The organism is Alphaproteobacteria bacterium (assembly GCA_020638555.1).
GTDB lineage: Bacteria > Pseudomonadota > Alphaproteobacteria > Bin95 > Bin95 > JACKII01.
On sequence record JACKII010000006.1, the window covers coordinates 95400 to 118677 of the forward strand.

20 protein-coding genes are annotated in these 23278 nt (G+C 67.3%); 4 read left to right on the forward strand and 16 right to left on the reverse strand.

Annotation, left to right across the window (positions count from 1 at the left end):
* Positions 1-26: 26 nt before the first annotated feature.
* The 5 genes from H6844_18265 to H6844_18285 all read right to left on the reverse strand — a co-directional run bounded on the left by H6844_18265 (position 27) and on the right by H6844_18285 (position 3311).
* Complete coding sequence (locus tag H6844_18265; protein ID MCB9931353.1) at positions 27-707, reverse strand: SDR family oxidoreductase; 681 nt, start codon at positions 705-707, stop codon at positions 27-29.
* Between the two features lie 29 nt (positions 708-736).
* Complete coding sequence (locus tag H6844_18270) at positions 737-1138, reverse strand: RidA family protein (protein MCB9931354.1); 402 nt, start codon at positions 1136-1138, stop codon at positions 737-739.
* Positions 1139-1142: 4 nt separating this feature from the next.
* On the reverse strand, positions 1143-2024 hold the full coding sequence (locus H6844_18275; GenBank protein ID MCB9931355.1) for an SDR family oxidoreductase: 882 nt from the start codon (positions 2022-2024) through the stop codon (positions 1143-1145).
* A gap of 5 nt (positions 2025-2029) precedes the next feature.
* Positions 2030-2491: a thioredoxin-dependent thiol peroxidase gene (bcp, locus tag H6844_18280; GenBank protein ID MCB9931356.1), complete on the reverse strand. Its 462-nt coding sequence runs from the start codon at positions 2489-2491 to the stop codon at positions 2030-2032.
* A gap of 235 nt (positions 2492-2726) precedes the next feature.
* Positions 2727-3311 carry an ABC transporter substrate-binding protein gene (locus H6844_18285; GenBank protein MCB9931357.1) on the reverse strand — a complete coding sequence of 195 codons (585 nt, stop codon included), beginning with the start codon at positions 3309-3311 and terminating at the stop codon, positions 2727-2729.
* A 201-nt stretch (positions 3312-3512) separates the two neighbouring features.
* Here H6844_18285 and H6844_18290 point away from each other — a divergent pair, with 201 nt between their 5' ends.
* From H6844_18290 to H6844_18305, 4 genes are all read left to right on the forward strand, one after another.
* A complete protein-coding gene (locus H6844_18290) occupies positions 3513-4082 on the forward strand; it encodes a transglutaminase-like cysteine peptidase (GenBank protein MCB9931358.1) in 570 nt (189 codons plus the stop codon).
* A 99-nt stretch (positions 4083-4181) separates the two neighbouring features.
* Positions 4182-4727: a carboxymuconolactone decarboxylase family protein gene (locus H6844_18295; protein ID MCB9931359.1), complete on the forward strand. Its 546-nt coding sequence runs from the start codon at positions 4182-4184 to the stop codon at positions 4725-4727.
* A 40-nt stretch (positions 4728-4767) separates the two neighbouring features.
* Positions 4768-6840, forward strand: coding sequence for a hydantoinase/oxoprolinase family protein (locus H6844_18300; protein ID MCB9931360.1), 2073 nt, complete (start codon positions 4768-4770; stop codon positions 6838-6840).
* A gap of 166 nt (positions 6841-7006) precedes the next feature.
* Complete coding sequence (locus tag H6844_18305) at positions 7007-8596, forward strand: hydantoinase B/oxoprolinase family protein (GenBank protein ID MCB9931361.1); 1590 nt, start codon at positions 7007-7009, stop codon at positions 8594-8596.
* 193 nt (positions 8597-8789) lie between these two features.
* Here the strand turns inward: H6844_18305 and H6844_18310 are convergent, their stop codons facing one another.
* The 11 genes from H6844_18310 to H6844_18360 form a co-directional block, all read right to left on the reverse strand.
* Positions 8790-12200, reverse strand: a complete 3411-nt coding sequence (locus H6844_18310; GenBank protein MCB9931362.1) for an ATP-grasp domain-containing protein — start codon at positions 12198-12200, stop codon at positions 8790-8792.
* Positions 12201-12513: 313 nt separating this feature from the next.
* On the reverse strand, positions 12514-13503 hold the full coding sequence (locus H6844_18315) for a TauD/TfdA family dioxygenase (GenBank protein ID MCB9931363.1): 990 nt from the start codon (positions 13501-13503) through the stop codon (positions 12514-12516).
* A gap of 248 nt (positions 13504-13751) precedes the next feature.
* Positions 13752-14498 (reverse strand): dienelactone hydrolase family protein, encoded by a 747-nt coding sequence (locus H6844_18320; GenBank protein MCB9931364.1) that lies wholly within the window; start codon positions 14496-14498, stop codon positions 13752-13754.
* The gene (locus H6844_18325; protein MCB9931365.1) at positions 14495-15352 is read right to left on the reverse strand and encodes an LLM class F420-dependent oxidoreductase; all 858 of its coding nucleotides are present in this window, start codon (positions 15350-15352) and stop codon (positions 14495-14497) included. Before H6844_18325 ends, H6844_18320 begins: the two co-directional genes overlap by 4 nt.
* 344 nt (positions 15353-15696) lie before the next feature.
* Positions 15697-16179, reverse strand: a complete 483-nt coding sequence (locus tag H6844_18330) for a gluconate 2-dehydrogenase subunit 3 family protein (protein MCB9931366.1) — start codon at positions 16177-16179, stop codon at positions 15697-15699.
* 12 nt (positions 16180-16191) lie between these two features.
* On the reverse strand, positions 16192-17802 hold the full coding sequence (locus H6844_18335; protein ID MCB9931367.1) for a GMC family oxidoreductase: 1611 nt from the start codon (positions 17800-17802) through the stop codon (positions 16192-16194).
* 231 nt (positions 17803-18033) lie between these two features.
* Complete coding sequence (locus H6844_18340; protein MCB9931368.1) at positions 18034-18798, reverse strand: ABC transporter ATP-binding protein; 765 nt, start codon at positions 18796-18798, stop codon at positions 18034-18036.
* A complete protein-coding gene (locus H6844_18345) occupies positions 18795-19553 on the reverse strand; it encodes an ABC transporter ATP-binding protein (GenBank protein MCB9931369.1) in 759 nt (252 codons plus the stop codon). The genes H6844_18340 and H6844_18345 overlap by 4 nt, the downstream gene beginning before the upstream one ends.
* 15 nt (positions 19554-19568) lie before the next feature.
* Positions 19569-20654 (reverse strand): branched-chain amino acid ABC transporter permease, encoded by a 1086-nt coding sequence (locus H6844_18350; protein ID MCB9931370.1) that lies wholly within the window; start codon positions 20652-20654, stop codon positions 19569-19571.
* Positions 20655-20724: 70 nt separating this feature from the next.
* Positions 20725-21750, reverse strand: coding sequence for a branched-chain amino acid ABC transporter permease (locus H6844_18355; protein ID MCB9931371.1), 1026 nt, complete (start codon positions 21748-21750; stop codon positions 20725-20727).
* Positions 21751-21823: 73 nt separating this feature from the next.
* Complete coding sequence (locus H6844_18360; GenBank protein ID MCB9931372.1) at positions 21824-23173, reverse strand: substrate-binding protein; 1350 nt, start codon at positions 23171-23173, stop codon at positions 21824-21826.
* Positions 23174-23278: the final 105 nt, after the last annotated feature.

Below are 23278 nucleotides of genomic sequence, written 5' to 3' on the forward strand. Positions count from 1 at the left end.
AGCGCAAGGCGCCCCCGGAAGCGCGCCTACCCGGGAATCGGCTGGCCGCGATAATCCACGAACTTGCCGCTGTCCGCGAGGGTGGCGCGGTCGGCGATGGCCTTCAGGCCGCGGGCGCTCTGGTCCGGTGAGACCGGCGCACCGGCGCCGCCCATGTCGGTGGCCACATGGCCGGGATGCAGCGGCAGGACGATGACGCCGCGGCCGCGCAGATCGCCCGCCAGCGCCTTGCAGGCCATGTTGAGGCCGGCCTTGGACGGGCCGTAGCCATAGCGCCCGCCACCCGCCTCCGCGATCGAGCCCAGCCGGGAGGAGGTGAAGGCCATGACCTTGCGGTCGCTCGCCAGCACGTGCGGCAGGAAGGCGTCGGCGATCAGGATCGGCGCATAGGTGTTGATCAGCAGCGTCCGCCGCAGTTCCTCCGCGTCGATGGAGCCGAGCGCGGCGGCCCCGCTGCCGATGACGCCGGCATTGTTCCAGAGAATGTCGACCGGCTGGCCCCGGTACTTCGCGGCCAGCGCCTCCACCGCGGCGTGGTCGGTCACCTCCAGCGGCTCGACGGCGACAGTGCCGGGCAGCGCGGCCAGGTCATGGGCCTTTTCCGGGTTGCGTGCGGTGGCGATGACCCGCCAGCCTTCGGCGGCATAGAGGCGCGCCAGGTTCAGGCCGATGCCGCGATTGGCGCCGGTAATCAGGATCGTGGGCATGGGGGCTCCGAATGGGACAGTGAGGCCGGCTAGTTGCGATCCTCATCGGTGCTGGGGATACGGGCCGTGACTTCGATCTCAATCTTCATTTCCGGGCGCACCAAGCCGCAGACCAGCAAGGTACTAGCCGGGCGGATGTCGCGGAAATGCTCGCCGCAGACCTTGAGGATGGCGGGGACGTCGGCGCGGTCCGTGACATAGTAGGTGGCCCGCACCACCTGGCTGAGCGAGCAGCGCGCCTGTTGCAGCGCCCATTCTATGTTGCGGAAGGCCTGGCGGGTCTGCGCCTCGGCGTCTTCGGCCAGGGTATTGGTGGCGTAGTCGAGGCCGGTGCAGCCGGCGACGAACACCAGGTCGCCGTCGACGACGGCGCGGGAATAACCGGCGGTCCGTTCCAGGGCGGAGCCGGACGAGATCAGGCGGCGGGTCATGGGGTCAGTCCTCCTGGGGCAGGCGGCCCTTGCTGTAGTCGATCTCGAAGGCGCCGGGCCGGCCATTGGGCCAGGGGTCACCCCACATCTGCTGGCCGCCATCCACCGTCAGCACCTCGCCAGTGACGAATTTGGCGGCGGGCGAGGCGAGATAGAGCACCGCCTCGGCCACGTCGAACTCGTCGCCGGCGCGCATCATCGGGTTGGATTGGGTGAAGGTCTCGGCGCCTGCGGGCGGGTAGCGGCCGAAGGCGCTGGATTCGCAGCAACCGGGCGCCATGCAATTGACGCGGATGCCGTGGGGCGCCCACTCCACCGCCACGGTCTTGCTGGCATAGATCACGCCGGCCCGCGCCGCGGTGGTGTGCGCCATCTGCGGCAGGCCGCGCCAGATGTCGGCGACGATGTTGACGATATTGCCGGCTGCCCCGCGCTCGCGCCAGCGACGGGCCGCCGCCTGCATCATGTACCAGGTGCCGTTCAGGTTGGTGTCGACGACCGCGTTCCAGCCCTTGGGCGACATCTCCAGGGCGGCTTGCGGGAACTGACCGCCGGCATTGTTCACCACCACGTCGAGCCGGCCGAGATCGCGCCAGAGGGCGTCGAACAGCGCCTCCACCGCTTGCGGATCGCGGATGGTCATGGCGCGGGACCAGCTCTTGATGCCGGCCGAGGCGAAAAAGGCCTCCGCGGCCTCCAGCTTGGCCGCGTCGCGGCCGCAAATGGCGACGGTGGCGCCGAGCCGGCCGAACAACGTCGCTGCGGTCTTGCCGAGGCCGCTGCCGCCGCCGGAGACCAGCACCACCTGACCGGCGAACAGGTCCGGGCGATAGACCGTCGGATAGGCGAGCAATTCCCGGTCGCTGGAGCCGAACGCGGCGGTCATGGCGGCTAGAGCGCCTTGACCGCGTCGAGCACCTTTTCGGCGTGGCCCGGAACCTTCACCTTGCGCCAGACCTGCGCGATCCTGCCGTCGGAGTCGACCAGGAAGGTGGAGCGCTCGACGCCCATGTATTTGCGCCCGTACATCGACTTCTCGACCCAGACGCCATAGGCGGTGCAGACGGCCTTGTCCTCGTCGGCGCCGAGGGTGATTTTCAGCTCGTGCTTGGCGATGAACTTGTCGTGCTTGGTCGGGCTGTCCGGCGAAATGCCGATGATCCTGGCTCCCGCGGCCTCGAAGGCCGGCAACGCCTCGGTGAAGGCGATGGCCTCCTTGGTGCAGCCGCTGGTGTCGTCCTTCGGGTAGAAATAGACGACCACGGGCGAGCCCTTCTGGCCGGAGAGCGTGAAACTGCCGCCATTGTCGGTGGGCAGGGTAAAATCCGGGGCGGTGTCGCCAAGCTCTGGCATGGATGGGGCCTCGTTGCTGGAGAGGGGGAATCGCCAGGCCAGGATGGCCGCTGCCGCCGCCGGTGACAAGCCCGGCGGACGGGCGATGGCGGTGGCGCGCAATCCCGCCGGAAGGCCGGAATTGTTAAGGGTTTGGCCAGATATGGCTCACGATTTCAGGGCGCTGACGCCTGGAATGCATCAACCTTAACAGGTGTTTATCGCGAAGCCTCCCGGGGAGCCGGCGGACGGCGGCTTAACGGGGCGGGTTGGGATTCTTGAGCTGTTTGATCAGCCCGTCCACGCCCTCACGCTGAAGGATCGAGGCGAATTCCTGGCGCTGGGTCAGCGCCATGCTCACGCCCTCGACCGCCACGTCGATCACCTTGGCCTCGCCGCCATTCTGGCGCACGCGCCATTCCAGGCTGACGGGCGCCTTGTTCTGGCGCATCAGTTGCGAGCCGACAATGGTGTCCTGCTCGTCCACCTTGCGGCTTTCGGTGACCTGGATCGACTCGCCCGAATACTCGTTCAGCCGCCCGGCATAGACGGTCAGCACATAGCGGTCGAACGCCTCTGTGTAGGCCGCTTTCTGCTCCGGGCTCATGGTGCGCCAGTAGCGGCCCATGACGAAGCGGCCGACGAACGGCAGGTCCATGGACGTGCGGAACAACTGTTGCAGTTGCTGTTTCCGCTCGTCCGAATACGGCTGCGTGTTCTGGAGGATGGTGATCGCCTGTTCGGTGACCCCCTTGATCAGATCGGAGGGATTCGTGGCCTTGGCGAAGGCCGACGTTACGGTCAGCAGGATGACCGTGCCCAGAATCAATACCCGACGCATCACGCACTCTCGCCAAATTTCGGTAAACATGGACCGCAATCTTTCATCACGGATTGTGTTTTGCAAGGGCAGGCTTGCCGCTCCGTCCCCTGATATGGGGGTTTTTGAGAACGGAACCTGAAAATCCCGTTGACCGCCAGACAGAAAACAACCATAAGATGTTTTAAGGCTTTGGCAATGGCGGGCGGAGATGCTGGCTCCATGCGGGTTTTGTTGCTGATCGGTGCGATTCTCATCGGGCTGTGGCCCGGCGAGCGGGCGCTTGCGCTGCCGCAATGGTTGGGGGAAAGCGGGCTGGTTCCGGCCCCTTCCGGCTTTCAAAGCTATTGCCGGCGAACGCCGGCGGCCTGTGCCGATCCGACCGGTTCGCCGGGTGTGGTGCGCATGAGCGATGCCGCTATCCGCCAGCTTGAGAAATACAATCAAAAGTGGAATTCACGAATTCGCTACCGGCCGGACGGGCAGGCCTATGGACAGAGCGATTACTGGGTGGCGGCGGCCACAACCGGAGATTGTGAAGATATCGCGCTGGCCAAACGGGCGGCGCTGGTGGCCGGCGGCTGGCCGGCGGCGGCGCTGTGGCTGGCGATCGGACGCGACGGGGAAGGCACCGCCCATGTGGTTCTGGTGCTGCGTACCGACCGGGGCGATCTCGTGCTGGACAACCGGTTGGACCGGGTCCTGCTCTGGCATCAGGCCGCACTGCACTGGATTGCGCGGCAGGTGCCCGGCGACAGCCGGCACTGGCGCCGCCTGGAGGTTCGCTCCTAGCCGGAGACCGCTGCGGTCCGTCTCGGTTCTCTGGACTTGGCCGCAAACTTGGCGAGAATGGGGCGCTTCCGATCCGCCCACCGGCAGAGGAGCGCGCCCATGGCCCGCATTCCCTATATCACCCGTGAGGCCGTCGCGCCGGACGCCCTGGCCGAGTTCGACGCGCTCACCGGCTATGGTCCGTTCGCGCACCTGGCCGGCGCCATGGGCCACCGCGCGCCCATTCTGCGCAACACCGCGCGCATGCTGGCGGAATTGCGCGAGGAGGGCGTGCTGCCGCGGCGCTATCTGGAACTGGCGCTGGTGGCGGTCTCGCTGCTGAACCAGTGCGATTATTGCGTTGCCCATCACGGCCCGATGCTCTCTGTGGAAGGGGTCTCGCCGGAAGGCGTGCAGGGTCTGCTGGCCTATGAGACCCACCCGGAACTGGACGATGTCGACAAGCTGGTGGTCGCGTATGCCCATCAGGTGACGCTGGAGCCAAACCGCACCCGCGACGAAATCTTCGCGCGGCTGCGCCGGCATTTTTCCGACGCCCAGATCGTCGAACTCACCTGGCGGATTGCGCTTTGCGGTGCCTTCAACCGCTTCAATGACGTTCTGCAACTGGAAATTGAGGAAAGCGCCCGGGCCTCGGCGGCCTGAGACGCACAACCAACCCAGAAGAAACAGGAGAGGTAACCCGATGGTTTGGGTGGTCGGTGTCGATGTCGGCGGCACCTTCACGGATTTTTTTGCGGTCGATCCCGAGACAGGCGGACAGGCCTTGTTCAAACGCCCCTCCACGCCGGACGATCCCGGTCGGGCCATCCTGGCAGGCCTGGAGGAGATGGCCGCGGCGACGGCGCTCGACCTTGCCGGGGCCGAACGGGTGGCGCACGGCACCACGGTCGCCACCAACGCGCTGATCCAGCGCAAGGGCGGCAAGGTCGCGCTGGTGACGACCAAGGGGTTCCGCGACCTGCTGGAGATCGGCCGCCAGGTGCGGCCACACATGTACGACCTGCAACGGGATGCCCCCGCGCCGCTGGTGCCCGAGGAACGGCGGCTGGAAGTGGCCGAGCGCATCTCCGCCGGCGGCCGGGTGGTGCAGCCGCTGGAGCCGTACGAAATCGCCCGTGTTGTCGAGGCGGTGCGGGCGACGGACGCCGACGCCTGCGCGGTTTGCCTGCTGTTTGCCTTCGAGTCGCCGCAGCACGAACAGGCGCTGGGCCAGGCCCTCGCCGAGGCGATGCCGGACCTGCACCTGTCGCTCTCCAGCGCGGTGCAGCCGGAATTCCGCGAGTTCGAGCGCTTTTCGACCACGGTCATCAACGCCTATCTGCAACCGGTCATGGCCGGCTATGTCGAGCGGCTGGCGGACGGCATCGCCCGGCTCGCGCCCAGGGCGGTGCTGGGCATCAACCAGTCGTCGGGTGGGCTGATGACGCCCGCAACCGCGCGCGACCTGCCGGTGCGCACCGCACTCTCCGGCCCGGCCGCGGGGGCCATGGGCGCGGTGGCGGTGGCGCGGCGGGTCGGTATTCCGGACGTGATCACGCTGGACATGGGCGGCACCAGCGCTGACGTGGCCCTGATCCGCAACGCGGAGCCGGCGCTCGCCTATCAGCGCACGGTGGCGGACTTCCCGATCCGGCTGCCCATGGTGGATATCGATACGGTTGGCGCCGGCGGCGGCTCCATCGCCTGGTTCGACCGGGATGGGTTGATGAAGGTTGGCCCGCAGAGCGCGGGCGCCGTGCCGGGCCCGGCCTGTTATGGTCTGGGCGGAACGGAGCCCACCGTAACCGACGCCAACCTGATCCTCGGCCGGTTGTCGCCGCGCGGCCTGTTGAACGGCGAGATGGCATTGGACCCGGCCCTGGCCCGCGCCGCCCTGGCCCCCGTGGCCGAGCGGCTGGGCCTGGGGTTGGAACGGGTGGCGCTGGGCGTGCTCGACATTGCGGTGGCGACCATGGTGCGCTCGATCCGCACGATTTCGGTCGAGAAGGGGCATGACCCGCGCGACTTCGCGCTGATGCCGTTCGGTGGCGCCGGCGCCTTGCACGCCCGCGCGGTCGCCGTGGACCTGGGCATCACCCGCATGGTGGTGCCGCCCGCGCCGGGAATTCTCTGCGCCGAAGGGTTGATCGTCGCCGACCTGAAGGAGGACTTCGTCGCCGCCGAACGCCTGAGCGTGGACGAGGCCGGCCTTGCCGGCGCGGCGGCGCTGGTGGCCGGGCTGGCGGAGCAGGCGGCGGATTGGCTCGCCGGGCAGCAGGCCGGGGCGGGGCGGCTCAACCTGGCGGCGGACATGCGCTATCAGGGCCAGAATTTCGAGCTGACCGTGCCGCTGGCCGATGCCGCGGCGGGCGAGGCGGTGGCTCTGCCGGACGCCGCGAGCATCCGCCGTGCCTTCTTTGCCGCGCACGACCAGGCCTATGGCTTCCACAACCCGCACGACACGGTGGAGGCGGTGGCTTTCCGCCTGACCGCCCGCGCGCCCATGCACCGGGAGGCGGTATTGCCGCCGCTTCCGGCCAAGCCGCCGCCGCTGCCGCAGCCACGCGAGCGCCGGCCGGTCTGGTTCGACTCTCAACCCGAGGCGGCACTGGCGACGCCGGTCTACGACCGGGCCGAGCTTCTCCCCGGCATGCGCCTCGCGGGGCCGGCCATGGTGGAGCAACTGGATGCGACCACACCGCTCGACCCGGCCGACAGCGCCATTGTGGCCGCCGACGGCAGTCTGATCGTGACCCTGGGAGGAGCGTTTCGATGACGTGTGATCCTGGCCACCGTGCTTTCATCCTGGCGTCATTGCGAGAAGCCGTAGGCGACGAAGCAATCCAGTTTGCCGCCTCCTGCCGGTGTCGTTCCTGGATTGCCGCGGCGGCTCCGCCACCTCGCAATGACGCCAGGGGAAACGCGAAAATGAGAGACTTCCGATGACCCCACGCCTCGACCCGATCACGCTGGAGATCTTCTCCAACGCGCTGCGCTCGATCACGGACGAGACCTTTATCGCGCTGATGAAGTCGTCCTATTCCACCAACATCAAGGAGCGGCACGACCACTCCACCGCGATCATGGACGCGCGGGGCCGGCTGGTGGCGCAGGCGGAGCATTCGTTGCCGATCCATGTCGCCAGCATGGAAGGGCTGATGCGCTCGCTGCTGGCGAAATACGGCGACGACATCCATGCGGGCGACCTGTTCCTGGCGAACGACCCGCACACCGCCGGCGGCACCCACCTGCCGGACATCAACCTGGCGGTGCCGGTGTTCGCCGAGGGGCGGCTGGTGGGCTTCGTCGCCAACATCGCCCACCACGCCGATGTCGGCGGCATGGCGCCCGGCTCCATGAGCGGCGGCATGACCGAGATCTATCAGGAAGGGCTGCGCATTCCGGTCATGCGCCTGTTCGAGCGCGGCCGGCTGAACCAGGAACTGCTGGACTTCATCCTGCTGAACGTGCGCCTGCCGGTGGAGCGGCGCGGCGACTATTACGCCCAGATCGCCGCCTGCCGCCTGGGCGAGCGCCGGCTGGGCGAGGTGATCCGGCGCTATGGGGCCGCCGCCACCGCCGCCGGCATGGACCAGATCATCGAGCGCTCGGCCGAGCGCATGCGGCAGGCGCTGGCGCGCATCCCCGACGGCGTTTATCGCTTCGAAGACGCCATGGACGACGACGGCGTCGGCAACGAGGACCTGACCATCGCCGTGACGGTGACGGCCCGGGCCGGTGACGTGCGTTTCGACTTCGCCGGCACGTGCCCGCAGACGCCCGGCAATGTCAATTGCACCCACAATGCGACGGTGGCGAGCGTCACCTATGCCATCAAGGCGCTGCTGGACCCGGAAGCGCCGAACACCCAGGCGGTGATCGAATCGGTTCGGGTCGACGCACCGGAGGGCTGCCTGATCAACTGCGTCTTCCCGGCGCCCGTGGCGGGCCGGGCGCACACCTGCCAGCGCATCATCGACGTGGTCATGGGCGCGCTCGCCCCGGCCCTGCCGGAGCAGGTGACGGCGGCGCCGAACGGGGCCAACACCATGGCCGTGTTCAGCGGCACCGACCCGCGCACCGGCCAGGGCTATGTCTACCTGGAGACCGTGGGCGGCGGCGGCGGCGCGCGGGCGACCAAGGCCGGCAAGGACGGGGTGCAGACCGGCATCACCAACACCTCGAACCTGCCGGTGGAGGCGATCGAGCAAGAATACCCGCTGCTGGTGGAGGAATACGGTTTGGTGCCGGAGTCCGGCGGGGCCGGGCGGTTTTCCGGTGGCCGCGGCATTCGCCGGGTGGTGCGGCCCGTGGGGCACACCTGCGTCTTCAACGGCGTCGGCGAGCGGTTCCTTTTGCCGCCGTGGGGGGTGTTCGGCGGCGAGGCCGGCAAGCCCGGACGGTTCGCGTTCAGGCTCGGCGATGGCGGCGAGGAGCCGCTGCCGCCCAAGACCGGCAACCGCACCCTCTGCGAGGATCAGGCCGCCATTGTCGAGAGCCCCGGCGCCGGCGGGTATGGCAAGCGCGACTGAGCGCGATCGCGCCGCCGCCGCAGTCTGTTCAAAACACCAACGTCCCCTGTGTCCCGGACGGTGCGGAGCGCCGATCCGGGATCGCTTTGTGCGTGCGAACACCGACGGGGCCCGTGTTCGATGAAGGACACCGGCCCCGGATGGTGGCTCCGCCACCTCCGGGGAACACAGCTTTCGTGTGGAGGAAGATCGCTCACCAGGTGTCGATATAAGGGTATTTCTTGCCCTCGCGCGGCGGCTGCGGCGGCAGGCGTTTCAGGGTGTTGGCGATCCAGCGGCGGGTGTCGGCCGGGTCGATGACGTCGTCGATGCCGCCACCGCTGCCCGCATTGACGGCACGGGCGGTCTCGTAAGCCGCGTCGACACGACGGGTGAATTCGGCCAGCCGCTCCTCCGGGTCTTCCATGGCGGCGAGCACCGGGCGGAAGCCGAGTTTCACCGCGCCCTCGATATTCATGCCGGCGAACTCGGCCGTCGGCCAGGCGACGGTCATGAAGCCGACCAGGGCGCTGCCGCCGCACATGGCCTGCGCGCCCAGCCCGTAGGACTTGCGCACGACCACGGTGAACAGCGGCGTCGTCATATTCGCGCCCGTGTTGAACAACCGTGTACAATGCCTTACCAGAGCGGTCTTTTCATGCTCCGGGCCGACCATGATGCCGGGGCAGTCGATCAGGCTGAGGACCGGAATATCGAAGGCGTCGCAGAGTTGCAGGAAGCGGGCGGCCTTGTCCGAACCGTCGCTATCGATGGCACCGGCCAGATGGTGCGGGTTGTTGGCGATGACACCCATCGGACGGCCCTCGATGCGGATGAAGGCCGTGATGATACCAATGCCGAATTTCTCCCGCAATTCCAACACACTGCCCTTGTCGGCTAAGGTGTGCAATACATCCCGCATATCGTAGAGGCGCACCCGGCTTTCCGGCACGACATGGCGCAGGGTGCGCTGGTCGCTGGCCTCCCAATCGGCGATCGGGCCCTGGAAGTAGGAAAGATATTTCTTTGCCGTTGCAACGGCTTCCGACTCGTCCTTCACCAGGATGTCGACGACGCCGTTCGGCACCTGGAACGACATCGGGCCGACTTCCTCCGGCGTATAGATGCCGAGGCCGCCGCCCTCGATCATCGCCGGCCCGCCCATGGCGATGGTCGAGCGTTCGGTGGCGATGATCACGTCGCAGCACGCCAGCAGGGCGGTGTTGCCGGCAAAGCAGCGCCCGTTGTTCACACCCACCATCGGGACCAGGCCCGAAAGCTTTGAAAATTGGGTAAAAGTCGGCGTGTCGAACGCAACGCGGGGGCCGTCGTCATCCTCGCCGGGGCGGCCGCCGCCGCCTTCGGAAAACATGATGATCGGCAGCTTGAACCGCTCGCAAAGATGGAACATGCGGTCCTGCTTGTAGTGGTTCCGCCGCCCCTGGGTTCCGGCCAGCACGGTGTAGTCGTAGTGCACGATGGCCGCCCGCGACTTCTCCGGCGAGAACAGGTCGCCGTTGATGCTGGCCGTGCCCGCCACAACGCCGTCGCCGGGGTATTTCTCGCGCAGGGTCGGCAGGTCGTAGCGCTGGTGCTGCTTGGTGACGGCCAGCGGCCAGTATTCCTCGAACGAGCCCTCGTCGACCAGTTCGGCGATATTCTCCCGCGGCATGCGATAGCCCATATTGTGCCGCTTGCTGGTGGGACCGGGCCGATTTTCGTCCAGGGTCAGGGCGTGGCGGTCGATCACCTCCTGTAGGTCGCCGCGGATGTGATCCGGGTTGAGCCCGGTATCGCCGCCGGCATAGGCGCCATCCACGTGCGCTTCCTCGATGAACACCAGCGGATAGCCTTCGCGCACCACGTCGCCGGCGGTCATGGTCACCTGGCGGACGCGGCCGGAGCGGTCGGCCTTGACGTCGTGCTCCATTTTCATGGCTTCGATGACGGCGACCGGCTGGCCCTTGAGCACGGTATCGCCCTCGGCGACGCCGATCGAGACAATGGTGCCCTGGATCGGCGCAACCATGCCGATGGAGCCGTCCGGACCGGCGGGCAGGGCGGGGGACTGCGCCTGTTGCTGGGCGGCCTGTTGCGATTTCACCGCCTGGTCGTGTGCGAACAGGGCGAGGGGGTCGCTGCTCTTCACCCGCGCGCCGGCAAAGCCGTCGGCGGCATCGGCCGTGGCTTTCGGTTCGTTGGCCACATAGCGCAGCCGGGTGTCGGCCGGCGGCTGGGCGAGCGCGCCCAAATGGTCGTCGACCCAGCGGGTATGCACTTCACCCGATGCAAATGCTTCCGCGTTCAAGACATTCTTCAAGAACGGAGTATTGGTGGTGACACCCTCCAGGCGGAACTCCGACAAGGCGCGGCTGGTGCGGGCGATGGCGTCGGCGAACCGGGGCGACGGCGAGTGGCAGATGACCTTGGCCAGCAACGAGTCGTAAAGGCCGCTGGTTTGGTAGCCGGCATAGCCGAAGCCGTCGACGCGCACGCCCGGACCGCTCGGCGGTTCGTAGACGGCGAGTGTGCCGCCGCCGGGCTTGACCGTGCCGTCGGGCTGGATCGTTTCCATGTTGACCCGGCACTGGATGGCATAGCCGCGGGGCCGGGCCAGCGCCGGATCGTCCAGGCCCAGATCGGCGAGGGTCTCGCCCGCGGCGAGGCGGAGCTGGGATTGGACGATATCGACGCCGGTCACCTGCTCGGTCACGGTGTGCTCGACCTGAAGGCGGGCGTTGGCCTCGATGAAGACGAAGGGCGGGGCATCGGGCCGGCCCGTCGTGTCCACCAGGAACTCGAACGTGCCCAGATTGCCGTAGCCGACCGAACGGGCGAAGCGCACGGCGGCGGCGATCACCGCCTGGCGGACTTCCTCGTGCAGGGCCGGGGCGGGGGCGATCTCCACCACTTTCTGATAGCGGCGCTGCACGCTGCATTCGCGCTCGCCCAGATGCGCGACCTGGCCGGTGCGGTCGCCCAGGATCTGCACCTCCACATGGCGGGCGCGGGGGATGAATTCCTCGACATAGACATCGGGATTGCCGAACGCGGCCTTGGCTTCGGACTGGCAGCGGGCGAAGGCCTCTTCGATGTCTGCCGCCGCCAGCACCGCCCGCGTGCCGCGGCCGCCGCCGCCGGCCACCGCCTTGATGATCATGGCGCCGTCGGCGCCGAGGGTCGCGAAAAACGCCTTGGCCTCCGCCAGGGTCACGGCATGGTCGAGGCCCTTGGTCACCGGCACGTCGGCGGCGATTGCCGCCTCGCGGGCGCGGGCCTTGTCGCCGAACAGGGCGAGATGATCGGTGGAGGGGCCGACAAAGGTCAGGCCGGCCTTGGTGCAGGCGCGGGCGAAATCCGCGCGCTCGGCCAGGAAGCCATAGCCGGGGTGGATGGCGTCGCAGCCGGCTTCCCTGGCGGCGGCGATGACCGCCTCGATGTCGAGATAGGCGGCGGCGCCATTGCCGGGCAGGGCGACGGCCTCGTCGGCAACGCGGGTGTGCAGGCTGGCAGCGTCGTCGCCGGCGTAAACGGCCACGGTGCCGATGCCGAGGTCGGTGGCGGCGCGGGCAATGCGGATGGCGATCTCGCCGCGGTTGGCGATGAGCAGGCGGGCGATGGGCATGGGGGACAGTCTCGAAAGCTTGGGGACGTTTGGCGTTTGCACCTAGCCTAGGCGGCAGTGGCGGCCCTGCATAGAGACTGGTGTGTTCCCAGTGGCGGAGGTTCAGACGGGTGGAGATCGCGGCTCGCGCCTTCGGCTTGGCCGGGAGAGCTGGGAAATGGCGGGAAGCGCGGCGGCGTGTGCCCCAAATCCCGGCTTTCCCGGACGGCGCGGAGCGGCGATCCGGGATCTCTGGGGAGGATCGGCCGGCAGGAGATCCTGGATGCCTGCCCGGCAGGCTCCGGGAAACATTACGGCAGTGCCCGGAGCCGGGCTATTCTGCGGCCAGGGCCTTGCGCTCGGGCACCAGCAGGGTCAGGCGCCACATTTCGCGGCTGTAGCGCTCGTAGTCATAGCCGGTGGCGGAGTGGATGGTGCAGCGATTGTCCCAGGTGACGATGTCGCCCGGCTGCCAGGCCCATTTCACCGTGTAGGCCGGCCCGGTGATGGTCGGCAGCAGGCCGCGCAGAATCTGCACGCTCTCATGCTCCTCCCCCTCCAGGTCGCAGACATCGAGCACGTCCGGCGCGATCGGCTCACCCTTCGGCAGGATGGCGCAGGTGGAACTGTTCAGGCCATAGAGCGCCGGCTCGCCGCTGACCGGGTGGTTCAGCACGACGGGCACCCGGTTTGGCGGGTTGGCGGCGCGTTGTTCCGGCGTCAGGATCGGGTAGTCCGGCGAGTATTTGTTGATCTTCTTGTCGTGGTGGGCCAGCGAGCAGACCGCCTCCAGCCCGTCCAGCCGGGCTTTCGTCTCGGCATCGAGGTCGGCATAGGCGGCGCGCATGTCGGCGAACAGGGTCTCGCCTCCGGACTCCGGCGCGATCTTGCAATGAAAGACGGAGCCGATGGGCGGGCTCTGCCGGAAGGTCGAATCCGTGTGCCAGACCGGCCGACGCGTCGCGGGATCGTAGCGGATATCCGCGTCGGACCGCAATTGCGGCACCCGCGCCAGCGAGGCTTTCAGCTTGCCGGCCTCGTCGCGGATATTGCCGATGCGCAGGATGGGAAAGCCCTGCACCATCTTGTCTTCGCGGGCGACGAAGTTGCCGTATTCCACGGCACCGAACACCTCCGTCCAGGCCATCAGCTCGTCCGGCGTCGTGTCGGCGAGGTCGGAGCCGCGCAGCGCCAGCAGGCCGCCGTGTTTCGTCCAGAGGGCGAAGGCCTCTTGCTGGAAGGTGGGGTCGAGCAGGTCGCGGCGGGTCACGCCCTCGATCATCACGCCGAAATCGCCGTTCAGGGGGGAGGTGGGGTGCTGCATGGGCTGGGCTCCTCTGGTCGACCGGAGGAGTGAAGCACAGTTTTCGGCGCCGGCAAACCGGTGCGTTGCCGAGCGCCCGAGCGTAGCGGGCGCAATCCGCGCGCTGTCCCGGCCGAAGCGAGCGCAGCGAACGGAGGGCCGGGATCTCTGGCCGGGTGGGGCGCCGGCGGCGGGAGGTCCCGGATAGCGGCTCCGCCGCTTCCGGGAAAGCGCGAGAGGCTCTGCCGCTTCCGGGAAAGCTGGGAGATCTAGCCCAGCCGGCGCCGATAGAGGGAAATCAGGCGTTCCCAATGGCGTTCGGCGGCGGGGACGTCGTAGCACCAGCGGCCGGGGAAGGCGAAGCCGTGATGCACGCCCGGGTGGATTTCCAACTCGCCCGGATTGCCGGACGCGTCGAACAACTCTTTCAGCTTCGCCACCATGTCGAGCGGCGCCAGGTCGTCGTGCTCGGCGCAGGAGATGTAGAGTTCGCCCTTGGCCTGTCCCAACGTCCGGTGCGGGCTTTCCTCGGCCTCTTCGTTCACCAGCCAGGTGCCGTAGAAGCTGGCCGCGGCGGCGATGCGGTCGGGATAGCGTGCGGCGGCGGCGAGCGCATAGGGGCCGCTCATGCAATAGCCGTGGGTGCCGACCGGGCCGCTGGAGATTTCCGGTTGGGCGTCGATCCAGTCCAGCATGGCGCCGACATCGCGCATCACCGGCGGAATGGTCATCTTGGTGCGGACGGCGCGCATGCGAGCCTGCTCCGGATGGCCCTTCTCCAGCACGGTCGCCGGGTCGTATTTGGTGTCGCGGCCGGCACGGTAATAGAGGTTCGGCAGCAGCACCGCATAGCCGACGGTCGCCAGCCGCCGGGCCATGCCATAGAGTTCCTCGCGGATGCCGGGAGCATCCATCAGCATGAGCACGGCGGGGGCAGGCTCGCCGCGTTCCGGACGACAGAGGAAGGTCTCCATGCCGCCGTCCGGGGTTGGCAGGTCGAAAATCGCTTCGATCATCGCACACTCTCCAGGAATTGCACGAGCCGGTCGAGCCGGCGCAGCACGTCGTCGGCCGGGGCCGATTTGAGGCCGAAAATGCAGCGGGTGACGCCGGCCTCGCGCAGTTGCTCCACCCGGCCCGGGTCGCGCGGGGTGCCGAAGGTGGTGATCGGCATCGGCGCGCGGCCGGCGGCGTCGGTGCGGCGGCGCAACTCGCGCATCATGGCGAGGCGTTCGTCCCAGCGGTCGTGGTCGGGATGATCCGCCAGCATCGGAATCCAGCCGTCGCCATAGCGCATCACCCGGTCGAGCGTGCGGGGCGCGTCGCCGCCGACGAAGATGCGCGGGTGCGGTTGCTGTGCCGGCTTCGGCCAGGACCAGATGTCGTCGAAATGGACGAACTCGCCGTGATAGCTGGCTTTTTCCTGGGTCCAGATCGCGCGCATGGCCTCGCAGCGCTCGCGCATGAGCTTGAAGCGCTTGGCCCATTGGCCGCCATGGTTCTCCATTTCCGGCTGGTTCCAGCCGCCGCCGACGCCGAAATCGACGCGCCCGCCGGAAATATGGTCGATGCTCGCCACTTCCTTGGCGGTGATGATCGGGTCGCGCTCCACCACCAGGCAGATGCCCGTGCCGAGGCGGATACGCTTGGTGACCGCGGCCGCGGCGGCGAGGCCGATGAACATGTCGATATTGTGCGAGTAGTCCGGCGGCATCTTGTCGGCGATGCGGAACGCCTCGTCGCTGCCGGCCGGGATGTGGGTGTGGTCGGGGATGAACAGGGCGTCAAGGCCCCGCTCCTCCACCGCCATGGCGAGGTCCGCCGGTCCCATCGAGAAATCGGTGGGGAACATGGTGACGCCGAATTCCATGGGCGCGTTTCCTCCGGGATTTTGCTCTGAGTTTGAAGGGGAGTGTTGCGCGGCCACCGGCGGGACGCAAGGGGGCGGGCGTTTGGAGGGAAGGATCGCCGCCCCACGCCCGCCACCGAGCTTTCCCGGACGGCGCGGAGCGTTGATCCGGGACCTCCGGAAGCTGGCTCCGACTTTGGGGGAGATTCAAACGGCCCGAGGTCCCGGCTCGCGCCTTTGGCGCGGCCGGGAAAGCTCGGAAAGGGGGCGGGGAAAGCTCAGAAGGCAGGTCTGACCGCTCGCCACCGAGCTTTCCCGGACGGCGCGGCGCGGCGATCCGGGACCTCCGGGAGGGGCGGAGAAGATCAGCCCGCCGGTCGGTGGAAGGGTTGGCGCTGGCGGACCTTGTCCAGCAGCGACCAGTCGCCTTGCTCCACCTTGTAGCCCTCCGGCATGGGCGGGCGCAGTTCCAGGCCGAGCGATGCCACCACGCGGTCGTCGCGGTAATAGCACTGCGTCACCAACTGCTCCGCCAGGGTTGCGGCGGCCGGTTCTTCCTCGCGGAAAGCCTGGGCCACCGCCTCGCGCTGGCCCGGATGCAGCAGCACGAAGTCGGCGCGGTGTGCGGCCTGGGCCATCGTATTCAGGGTATCGAGCGCGGCGATCAGCCGGGCGAGCTTGTCGCCGTAGTTGGCATCCTTGACGATGGTCTTCGCAATCGCCTCGTCGCCGGCGCCCGGCACGCCGTATTTCTCGCTGGGAGGGACGATCACGTCGGCCAGCGCCCGGAGCGTCAGCCACTCGGTCTCGTTCAGCAGATGGCCGTCCGGCGGTGTTTCTCGGGTCATGGTCGAAAGCCCTCAGTCGAACAGGGTGGCGCTGGCGAGGCGCTGCTTCATCTGGTCCGCCACATAAAGCGCCAGCGCCTGGATGGTGTTGGTCGGGTTCACGCCGGCCGATGTCACGAAAATGCTGCCGTCGATGACGAACAGGTTCTTGCAGTCGTGCGCCCGGCCCCACTCGTTCACCACCGAGCGCGCCGGGTCCTTGCCCATGCGCGCCGTGCCCATCAGGTGCCAGCCGCCATAGGGGATCGGCCATTCGGAATAGACATCGAACGCGCCGCCCGCCTTCAGAATGTCGGTGGCCCGGTCGACGCCGTGTTGCAGCATGCGCTTGGAGTTTTCCGACAGCGTGTAGCTGATCTTCGGCGCCGGGATGCCGTCGGAGTCGGTCAGGTCGGGGTCGATGGTGACGGTGTTGTGCTCCTCCGGCAGGTCCTCGCAGACCGCAACCATGCCGGTGCAGTGGCCGAACATCGTGCGGAAGGCGTCGTGATGGCCCTCGCCCCAGGGGATGCGGCCGTGGCGCAGGCCGGTGTGGGCGGTGCGCACCGGCGGCATGCCGCGCTGGATTTCCAGCGTGTAGCCGCGCACATAGCCGCGATCCGCGTCGGTCTCGTAGAATTCCTGGCTGCGCATCAGCTTATGCGGGCCGGCAAAGCCGTCGGTCGGCTCATCGAACATGCCCTGGATCCAGGCATAGGGGTGGAACATCAGGTTCTTGCCCACCAGGCCCGAAGAGTTCGCGAGGCCATCCGGGTGCTGCGGCGACTTGGAGTTCAGCAGCAGGCGCGGCGTGCCGATGCCGTTGCAGGCGACCACGACCACGTGGGCGTTGATTTCCCGCTCCTCGCCCTGGCCGGTGACATAGCGCGCACCGGTGGCCATGCCGTCCGGCCCGACCGTGATCTCGCGCACGCGGCAGCGGGTGCGCAGTTCGACACCGGCGCGCTGGGCGTGCGGCCAGTAGGTGACGTCGGCCGAGCCCTTGGCGCCCTGAGCGCAGCCGGCGCCGCACGCGCCCAGATTGATGCAGCCGGCGCGGCCGTCATAGTCCTCGGTGATGATGGCGGTGTCGCTCGGCCACCAGTGCCAGCCCAGATTGTTGAAGCCCTTGGCCAACACCTTGCCCGACTCGCCCAGCGGCAGCGGCGGCAGGCGTTGCGCGTTGTCGGAGGGATATGCAGGGTCGCCGTTCATGCCGGCGACGCCGGTCATTTTCTCGTTCTCGGCGTAATAAGGGGCAAGCTGGTTGTAGTCGATCGGCCAGTCGTCGGCGACGCCGTCCAGGCTCTTGACCCGGAAATCGCTCGGGTGGAAGCGGGGAAAGTGGCCGGCATAGAGCACGGTGCCGCCGCCGACGCCGTTGAAATTGGCCACCTTGATCGGCGAGTCCGCCTCGTTGATCGGATAGTCGGTCACCAGGCCGCGCACATTCGGGTTGGTGGCGAAGTCGCTGAGCGCCCGCGCCTCCCAATCCCGCCCGGTCGAGGGATAGGCGAGCGGGTTCATCAGTCCGCCCTGTTCCAGACAGACGATGTGCATCTTGGTCTCGGCCAGACTCCAGGCCATGGCCGCGCCGGAGGCCCCGGCACCGATGATGAGTACGTCGACGGTTTCTTGCGCCATGGACAGGCGTCCTCCGGGACTAACGTGCTTTGGTTATCGTCCGACAGGAAAGCACGCCGGGCGCGAGGCGGCAATCGGCAACGCGCCGTAGGGTTCGCGCCGTGGGGAAAGACCCCGGAGGCCGTCGGCAACGACAGGTCCCGGCCAACCGTTGGCTCGCCGGGACCTGCTGCCCGGGTCTGGAATGGCGTCGGTCGCGTGCCCTACGACCGACGCCCCGCCCTCCGTGCCTCAAATGGCAAGGTATTCATGGCGGAGGTCTTCGTTATCAAGCACTTCGCGTGCGGTGCCGTCATAGACCACTTCGCCCATTTCGAGGATAACCGCCCGATCTGCAAGCTGAAGGGCGGCCACCGCGTTCTGTTCGACAATAATCGTTGTGATTCCGATTTCCTTGATTTCGATCAATATGCTTTCGATTTCCCGCACGATGGTCGGCGCCAGCCCTTCATAGGGTTCGTCGAGAAGCAACAGCCGGATGTCGCGGGCGAGTGCGCGCGCGACGGCCAGCATTTGCTGCTCGCCGCCGGACATGGTGATCGCCTCCTGGCGGCGGCGTTCGGCAAGGCGCGGAAAATGATCGTAAATCCGCTCCAGCTCCCAGCCCTTCGGCTCCGCGACCTGGGCGAGCGTCAGGTTTTCCTCCACCGTCAGGCCGGGGATGATGCGGCGGTCTTCGGGCACGAGCTGCACGCCCTTCTGCGCCGCCTGATAGGCCTGCATGCGGTGCAGTTTGTCGCTGCCGAGCGTGATCTCGCCTCGGCGCAGCGCCGGGGTTTCCGTGCGGGCGATGGTGCGAAGCGTCGAGGTCTTGCCGGCGCCGTTGCGGCCCAGCAGCGCCAGGATTTGCTTCTCCGCAAGGTCGAACGACACGCCCTGCACGATATAGCTCTCACCATAATAGGCATGCACGTCGCGGACGGCGAGGAAGGGCGCGGCTGGGCTCATGGCGTCGCTGTTCCGAATGACGGGGGCGGTGGCGGTTTGCACGGTCATACGTGGGCCCCTCCCAGATAGGCTTCCTGGACCCGCGGGTCACCCTTGATCTGGTCGGGCGAGCCCTCGGCGATGACGTGGCCGCGGGCCAGCACGCTGATCTTGTGCGCCAGCGAAAACACCACGTGCATGTCGTGCTCGATGATGATCTTGGTGATGCCGCGCTCGCCGATCTTCTTCAGCAGGTCGATGGTGTTGTTGGTGTCGGCCCGGCTCATGCCGGCGGTTGGCTCGTCCAGCAGCAGCAGTTTCGGGTCCTGCACCAGGCACATGGCCAGTTCCAGCCGGCGCTTGTCGCCGCGGCTGAGCGAGCCGGCGATGACGTCGCGCTTCTCCCAGAGCCCGACCTCCCGCAGCATGTCGTCGGCCCTGGCGATCACCGCCCGGCGCGAGCCCACGGCCTCCCACGCATTGATGCGGAAGGCGCCGTCCGACTTGGCGAAGGACGGGATCATCACGTTCTCGTGCAGCGAGAGGTCGGCGAAAATCTCCGGCGTCTGGAACACGCGCGAGACGCCGGCCTGGTTGATCTCGTGCGGTTGCAGGCCCAGCAGCGACTGGCCGGAGAACAGCACCGTGCCGGTGTCCGGACGCAGGCGGCCGATGAAGCAGTTGAGCAGGGTCGACTTGCCGGCGCCGTTCGGGCCGATGATGGCGTGGACGCTGCCTTCCTCCACCTGAAGGTTGACATTGTCCAGCGCCTTCAGGCCGCCGAAGGTCTTGTTGACGCCCTGGACGTCGAGAATGGCGGTCATGGGTTCGGACCTCCCTTATTCGGCCGGCTGCGCGAGCGGGCGGGCGGGCGCCTTGGCGCCGCCGTCGCCGCCGGAGCGCCGGAACAATCGGGCCAAACGGCGGAAGCCCTCCATCACGCCGCCGGGCAGGAAGATCACCACCAGCATGAAGGCGACGCCCAGCATCAGGTGCCAGCCCTCGCCGACGAACGGGTTGACGAGCCAGGTGACCGCGTCGGCCAGCGGGCCGGGCAGGGCGTCGAAGGTGCGGTGCAGCACGCCCTCGTTGATGGCGGAGAAAATGTTCTCGAAATACTTGATCAGGCCCGCGCCCAGCACCGGGCCGACCAAGGTGCCGGCGCCGCCGAGAATGGTCATCAGCACCACCTCGCCGGAGGCGGTCCACTGCATGCGCTCGGCGCCGGCCAGCGGGTCGGTGCAGGCGAGCAGCGCGCCGGCAAGGCCGGCATAGGCACCGGAAATGACGAAGGCGCTCAGCGTGTAGGGGCGGGTGTTGAAGCCGGTATAGCCCATGCGGTTCTGGTTCGACTTGATCGCCCGGAGCATCATGCCGAAGGGCGAGCGGTTGATGCGCATGGCGATCAGGAAGCAGACGATCAACAGCACGGCACAGACATAGAAGCCGGAATAGCCCAGCATCGAGATCCCGAACAGGTTGGTGAGCGGCAGGCCGTCGCCCTGCTGGAAGAACAGGTTGTCGAGAATGCGCGGGTCGGTGCGGGCCAGTTGCAGGCCGGTCTCGCCATTGGTGATCGGCGTCAGCACGGAATAGGCCAGGTTGTAGCTCATCTGCGCGAAGGCCAGCGTCAGGATCGAGAAATAGATGCCGGTGCGGCGCAGGCTGACATAGCCGATCAGCCAGGCAAAGGCGGCGGCGATCAGCACGGCGAAGGCGATGGCGGGGACCACGTTCATGGTCAGCCCCTTGAACACCCAGACCGCGGCATAGCTGCCGACGCCCAGAAAGGCGGCGTGGCCGAACGAGAGATAGCCGGTCATGCCGAACAGGATGTTGAAGCCGATGGCGAATATGCCGTAGATCGCGAATTTCTGCATCAGGTCCGGATAGCCGGCGCCGAGCGGTGCCAGCCAGAGCGGCATGGTCAGCACGACGGCGGCGAAGCCGGCGAGCAGCAGCAGATCGTTGCGGGAGAGGTCTCGGAATATCAATTTAGCTCTCCATCACACCCTTGCGGCCCATCAGCCCGCGCGGGCGGATCAGCAGAATGATCACGGCCACCAGATAGATGATGATCTGGTCGATGCCGGGCAGCAGCGCCTTCACCTCGGTCATGGAGGCGAAGCTTTGCAGGATGCCGAGCAGGAAGCCGGCCGCCACCGCGCCTGGCAGCGAGCCCATGCCGCCGACCACGACCACGACGAAGGACAGGACCAGGAAATCCATGCCCATATGGTAGTCCGGCGGCAGGATCGGCGTGTACATCACGCCCGCCAGCCCCGCGACCACGGCGGCGATGGCGAAGACGACGGTGAAGCGCCGCTGGATCGGGATGCCCAGCAGACCGACGGTCTCGCGGTCCGCCATGCCGGCACGCACGACCATGCCGTAGGTGGTCAGGTTCAGGAAGGCGAACACCGCGCCGACGATTGCCAGCGAAAACAGCAGATAGACGATGCGCCACCACGGATAGACGATCGAGCCGGCAAGCCCGAGCCAGGCGCCGAGATCGGCGCTGCCGGAGACGATGTCCGGCGCGGGCTGGGGCAGGGGGTTGGCGCCGAAGAAGCTCTTGACGATTTCCTGCAACACGATGGCGAGCCCGAACGTCACCAGGATCTGTTCGGCGTGGGGACGGTTGTAGAAAAAGCGGATCAGGCCCCGTTCCATCACCAACCCGATCACCATCATGACCGGGATGGCCAACAGAATGGAAAACGGCACCGAATAGTCGATCAGGAACGAGCCGAAATCGCCGAACCAGAGTTGCGCATAGGGCGTGTGCACTTCCAGCGCGGTGCCCCAGGGCGTTTTCTGGGTCGGGTCGAGGGTGACTTGCTGGAGCGTCAGCAGCTTGTTGAAGGTGACCGCGCAGAATGCGCCCAGCATGAACAGCGCGCCGTGGGCGAAGTTGACCACGCCGAGCGTGCCGAAGATCAGGGTGAGCCCCAAGGCGATCAACGCATAGGCGCCGCCTTTGTCGAGCCCGTTCAGAATTTGCAGAATGACGGCGTCCACCGTGTTCTCCTTGCAGGCCGCTGCCGACGCCATGGCGGGAAGGGTGCGGGCACCCTTCCCGGTGGGCAGACGCTTACATCTTGACTTCGTAGGGCCCGAGTTCGCCGCCGAAGATTGCCGGGTCGTACTCCACCTGCTTGCGGGGCACGATTTCCACGACGTTCAGCAGGTCGAACTGGCTGGTCGGGTTCTCGTTGCCGCGCACGACCAGCACGTCCTTGAAGCACTGGTGGTCGGCGGCGCGATACTCGGTCGGGCCATTGCCCATGCCGTCGAACTTGAAGCCTTCCAGGGCCTTGATGACCTCCGGCGGATAGAAGGTGCCGGCGCGCTGGCAGGCATCGGCATAAAGGATGGCCTGGACGTAACAGGTCTGCGCCGCCTGCGACGGCGGGAAGCCGTATTCCTGGCCGAAGGATTTGACGAAGGCCTGGCTGGCCGCGTCCTGAAGCTTCCAGTTCCAGTTGGTGGTACCCAGAATGCCCTTGATCGCATCGCCGGCGCCGCGGGCCATCAGGCGCGAGAACAGCGGCACCACGATCTCGAACTTCTTGCCGTTAACCATTTTGTCCCGCAGGCCGAACTGCACCGCCTGGGTCAAGGAATTGATCATGTCCTTGCCGTAGTGGTTCAGGATCAGAACGTCGGCGCCGGAATTCAGCACCGGCGTGATATACTGGCTGAAATCGCCGGCGCCGAGCGGCGTGCGCACGGCGGCGACGGTCTGCCAGCCGAGTTCCTCGGTGGTGTTCTTGATCGACTCTTCCTGGGTCCAGCCCCAGGTATAGTCGGCGGTCAGGTGATAGGCGCGGCGGTCGCTGCCCATCTCCTTTTGCAGGATCGGACCCAATGCCCGACCGGTCATGTAGGCGTTGAAGAAATGCCGGAAGCCGTACCGACGCTTGTCCTTGCCCGTGGTGTCGTTGGAGTGGGTCAGGCCGGCCATGAAGACCACGCCCATCTCCTGCGCCAGCGATTGCACCGCGACGGCGACGCCGGAGGACGAGCCGCCGGAGAACATGATGACACCGTCCTTCTCGATCATGCGCTTGGCGCTGGCGCGGGCGGCGTCGGACTTGGTCTGGGTGTCGCCGGTGACATAGGTCACCTTCTTGCCGTTGACGCCGTCGCCCTTCAGCGCCAGCGGCTGCATGGTGTTGAGCATGCCGCCATCGCCCTCGCCATTGATGTGCTTCACGGCGAGCTGGTAGGCGCGCAACTCGTCCGCACCCTCGTCGGCATAGGCGCCGGTCTGCGGCACGTTGAAACCGAACATCACGTTGGCGGCATTGCCGGGATTGTTGCGGAATTCCGCGCCGAAGGCATGGCGGGTGAAGAAGGCCGGGGTGGCCAGGGCGACGCTGCTGGCGCCCAGGCCTTTCAGCACGCTGCGGCGCCCAAATCCTTTGGTGAAATCAACCATCTGGTATGTCCTCCCGTGGACGAAATCAGGCCGGGCCGACGTGGCCCGCCGGATGGCGCCTGGCGCCATTTGCAGGGGGACAGTGTAAAGAGGCGGCGAAATGCA